The sequence below is a fragment of the Streptomyces sp. PU-14G genome (assembly GCF_041028275.1).
GTDB lineage: Bacteria > Actinomycetota > Actinomycetes > Streptomycetales > Streptomycetaceae > Streptomyces.
In genome coordinates this window covers 1-4,202 of sequence record NZ_JASKYT010000476.1, presented here as the reverse complement: position 1 = coordinate 4,202, position 4,202 = coordinate 1, and the positions used below count along the sequence as shown (strand labels likewise).

Annotated in this window: 5 protein-coding genes; 3 read left to right on the top strand and 2 right to left on the bottom strand. The window is 72.0% G+C overall.

Annotated features, from left to right (window positions below; genetic code table 11):
* Positions 1–405: 405 nt before the first annotated feature.
* Positions 406–1,233 (top strand): NPP1 family protein, encoded by an 828-nt coding sequence (locus AB8Z75_RS31810; protein ID WP_369208096.1) that lies wholly within the window; start codon positions 406–408, stop codon positions 1,231–1,233.
* 103 nt (positions 1,234–1,336) lie between these two features.
* Here AB8Z75_RS31810 and AB8Z75_RS31805 read toward each other — a convergent pair whose 3' ends face one another.
* Positions 1,337–1,684: a PRC-barrel domain-containing protein gene (locus AB8Z75_RS31805; protein WP_369208094.1), complete on the bottom strand. Its 348-nt coding sequence runs from the start codon at positions 1,682–1,684 to the stop codon at positions 1,337–1,339.
* A 318-nt stretch (positions 1,685–2,002) separates the two neighbouring features.
* Between AB8Z75_RS31805 and AB8Z75_RS31800 the strand changes: the two genes are divergently transcribed.
* Positions 2,003–2,602, top strand: a complete 600-nt coding sequence (locus tag AB8Z75_RS31800; protein ID WP_369208092.1) for a DUF6328 family protein — start codon at positions 2,003–2,005, stop codon at positions 2,600–2,602.
* A 52-nt stretch (positions 2,603–2,654) separates the two neighbouring features.
* On the opposite strand, the gene AB8Z75_RS31795 is transcribed toward AB8Z75_RS31800, so the two are convergent.
* On the bottom strand, positions 2,655–3,572 hold the full coding sequence (locus AB8Z75_RS31795; protein ID WP_369208098.1) for an NADP-dependent oxidoreductase: 918 nt from the start codon (positions 3,570–3,572) through the stop codon (positions 2,655–2,657).
* A gap of 174 nt (positions 3,573–3,746) precedes the next feature.
* Here AB8Z75_RS31795 and AB8Z75_RS31790 point away from each other — a divergent pair.
* Positions 3,747–4,202: acetoacetate decarboxylase family protein (locus tag AB8Z75_RS31790; protein ID WP_369208090.1), on the top strand; the 456-nt coding region annotated here is incomplete at its 3' end.

The following is a 4,202-nucleotide window of genomic DNA, read 5'->3' as shown; positions in this document are numbered from 1 at the left end:
TGCCGGCCGCGACCGACGAGACGTAGACGCGTTCGATGTCCGAACCGCTGGAGACCACCCCCTGCAAGCGTCCGTCGGCCAGCTCGACGAACGGGACCTTGGCCAGCTTGCGCGGCCGTGCGGGCGGGTATCACCCGCGCCGTGCTCGCCCGCGCGGGTGATACCGCCCGCGCCGTGCTCGCCCTCTCCCAGTCTGTCAACGCACCCTCTCCTTCACACCGGTTGGGCTTCCTCGCCACTGCGGCGGGGACACGAACGAACATATCCGCGACCACTGACAACGCCGGTGCCGACAACGGTGACGACGCCGGGCGGCCGTACGCCACGTCCGCACCGCGCGGGCCCCCGGGCGAGCGCGGTGCGGACGTGGCGTACGGCMCCCCCCCCCACATCGGAGTGACCCGCATGCGGAAGACGCACCTCTCACAGGCGGCCGGAGAAAGCCCCGCCGCACGGCCTGTTCGGTCCGCAAGGTGGCGCACGAAGGCCCCGGCCGTGGTGGCCGGGGCCTTCGCACTGGTCGTCGCCCTGCCGGGCACGGCACTCGCCGATCCGCCGCAGGCGCTGCCCGCGGACGCCGGTGAGAGAGAAAGGATGTTCCAGCCCGCCTACGACTACGACAAGGACGGCTGCTACGCCACGCCCGCCATCGGCCCGGACGGCACCCTCGCACCCGGTTTGAAGATCGGCGGCGACGTGAACGGCAACTGCCGTGACGCGACCGACCTGGCGAACACGAACAGCTATTCCCGGAGCAAGTGCGACAACGGCTGGTGCGCCCTCGTCTACGCCTCCTACTTCGAGAAGGACCAGGCGGCGTTGGGCGGCGGCAGCGCGGGCCACCGGCACGACTGGGAACACGTCGTGGTCTGGGTCCACCACGACCAGGTGGAGTACGTCTCGACCTCGAACCACGGAGGGTTCACCGTCCACACCAAGGACGCGCTGCCCTTCGAGGGGACGCATCCCAAGGTCGTCTACCACAAGGACGGCGTGAGCACGCACTGCCTCCGCGCCGCCAAGAACGACGGTGGTGACGAGCCGCCAGAGAACCACGAGGGCACCTGGCAGTATCCCGCGCTCGTCGGCTGGGACGGCTACGCCGCGGGGCTGCGCGAGAAGTTGACCCAGGCGGACTTCGGCAGCGCCACACTCGGCATCAGGGACGACACGTTCGCCGACCACCTCTCCGGCGCGAAGCCCGACGGCATCCCCTTCGATCCCCGGGCCTGAGGCGGCCCGCCCACCGCGAGGGGCCCGGCGGCGTGCGACGCCCACCGCGAGGGGCCCGGCGGCGTACTGCCCGGTGACGTACGACCCGCCGGCCGTCACCGGCTCAGTGGCCGCTGCCGTAGTGGCCGCCGAGCTGGTCGCGGTAGCGCGGGTCCCCCAGGTGCTTGTCCTTGTCGAACTCGGGAGCCGCCTTGATCTGCTCCTTGGAACGGGCGACCCGGATGGTGCGGTCGGTGTTGCTGATACTCAAAACGGTGCCCGCGGGGACGAGTACTTTCCGGCCGAGGATCCACGGGCCCGTGTCGACGACAAGGTAGGCGGAACCGACATCGCCGGAGTGTTCGTCGACCTTCCCGATGTGTCCGTCGCGGGCCTCCACGCGGTACCCCGTCAGATCGGCGTCCGGGGTGTGCCCTGCGGTCGGTGCGTAGTTCCACAGGTCATCGGTCACCAGGGCCTCCCAGCCGTCGACTGCGTGCTCGGATACGGCGCGCAGGGCGATGATGCCCCGCGCGCGCCTCGCGTCGCCGTGGCGGGTGCCCTCTCAGCCGGTCGCCACACCCGACCGGCGGTGCGGGCAGCCGTTGTCCGCGCCGTTCCCCGCCGCTCCCCGCCGGTGTCCGCGCCGTTCCCCGCCGGGACCGAACGGAAGCACCTCGGAGGGAGGCCCGAGGGAGTGCTCCCCTCAGCCTCACCTCTCGTACACGCCTCGCCCGCATACATACGGGCGAGAAGGGCACTTGGAAGCCCTACGAGCTGAGAGGACGCCATGACCCTCATGCACGAGCCGACCGGCCAGGCGGACTCCACGCGGCAGGCCGGCGTCGCGGGGGCCGCGCACGGCGAGGAGGAGCCGCCGGAGCTGGCGCGTGAGCGCGTCAACCGAAGATGGATCGAGACCCTGCAGGAGACCAGGGTCGCCCAGACCGGGGTGCAGATCCTGTTCGGCTTCCTTCTGAGCGTCGCGTTCACGCCGCTCTTCCGCGACTTGGACGTCTTCGACCGCGTCGTCTACACCGTCACGGTGGTGCTGGGCGCCTCGGCGACCGCCGCCCTGATCGCTCCCGTCTCCATCCACCGCTTCCTGTCCGGGCAGCGCATGAAGGACGACCTGGTCCACACCGCGAGCCGGCTCATGGTGTGCGGAATGGTGCTGCTCGCCCTCACCATCAGCGGGACGCTGCTGCTGATACTCCGCGTGGTCGTGCCGGGGCTGCTGGCCGAGATCCTGGTCGGCGCCGTCATGCTCTGGTTCGCGGTGTGCTGGTACGGGTTGCCGCTGTGGCTCCGCCGCCGCTCCGGCGGCCGGCGACGGCCGCCCGGGACCCGGTCCGGCCGGTCGCGAAGGCCCGGCCGCCCGAGGAGCTAAGGCCCGGCCGCCCGAGGAGCTGACGTGCGGACGGCTCACCCTCGACGCGGGGTCACGGAGTGACGACGACCTTCCCGTGCACGTGGCCCGCCTGGCTCAGCTCGAAGGCGTCGGCCAGCCGGGTGAGCGGAAAGGTCTCCGCCACCCTGACCGTCAGCTTGCCCGCGTCGGCCAGGTCGGCCAGTGCGCCCAGGTCGTTCCCGCTGGGGCGTACCCACATCCACTGACCGCCCGCCCGCGTCACCGTGTCGTCCGCGATGGAGGCGTGGCGGCCCCCTTCCGCGAGGACGGCCGAGGTGGTCTCAAGGACTCCGCCGACGAAGTCCGCGACGACCTCGACGCCCCTCGGGGCGAGCTCACGCACCCGTTCGGTCAGCCCCTCGCCGTAGGAGACGGGTTCGGCGCCCAGTGCGCGCAGCCGGTCGTGGTTGGCCGGGGAGGCGGTGCCGATGACGCGGGCACCGAGGGAGCGGGCCACCTGCACGCCGAGCGACCCCACCCCGCCGGCCGCGTTGTGGATCAGCACCGTCTCGCCCTCGCGCGTACCCAGACGGGTGAGCGTCTGGTACGCCGTCAGGCCGGCCAGCGGCAGCCCGGCGGCCTGCTCCCAGGAGAAGGCCGACGGCCGCCGCGCCAGGCACCGTACGGGCACGGTGACGAACTCTGCGAACGTCCCCCCGTGCACGTAGTCCTTGCGGGCGTAGGCGATCACCTCGTCACCGCGGGAGAACTCCGGCACATCGATCCCGGTCGCTTCCACGACGCCCGCGACGTCCCAGCCCGGGACGACGGGAAAGACCGTGTCCATGAGGTCCTTCAGCCCACCAGCCATGATCTTCCAGTCGACGGGGTTGACCGCCGCGCAGCGCACCCGGACGAGGACCTCTCCCGGGCCCACCTTGGGCCTCGGTTGCCGCGTCGCCGACAGCACCTCCGTGCCGCCGAACCTGTCGTACGTCATCGCCTGCATCGTCTCGCCGTCGAAGTCGCCGTGAGGCATGCGGTCGCACCCTTCCGTCGGTGATCTGTCCGGAGTCCGAAGAGTACGGGTATGCCCATGCCGCCGTCCGACACCGTGACGGTACTCACGGAAGGTCAGCCACAGCGGCGGTACGCACGGGCCGCCAGACCCTACGCTGGAACGATGAGCGCGGCCGGTTTCCCCGCGGCCACGGACGTGCCGGCCGAGCCGTGGCACCTGCGGGGCGAGATGTACCTCTCGCTGTGGAGCGTGCCGGTCAACGCGCTGCCCGCTTGGTCGTTGCCGCCGGGCGTGCGTCCGCTCGTCGCGAGGGGCCGCTGCGCAGTGGTGACCTTCTGGGTCGACTACTCCGCGGCTGGAGACCTCTCCTACCGGGAACTGCTGGTCGCTCTCGCCGTCCGGCACACCGGGCGCCGCGGACACCGTGAGGGCCCCCGTGCCGCCGGTGGCCCCGGGCGCCTCGGAGGGACCGCTGTGGCCGCCTGGGTGGACAGCGAGCGGGCCCTGGCGGGCGGGCGCGCGCTGTGGGGGATCCCGAAGGAGCCGGGCCGGTTCTCCTTCGAGCCGGCTGGCTCCTTGCACAGCGCGCGGGACGGGGGCCCACGCGGCAGGAGGGGC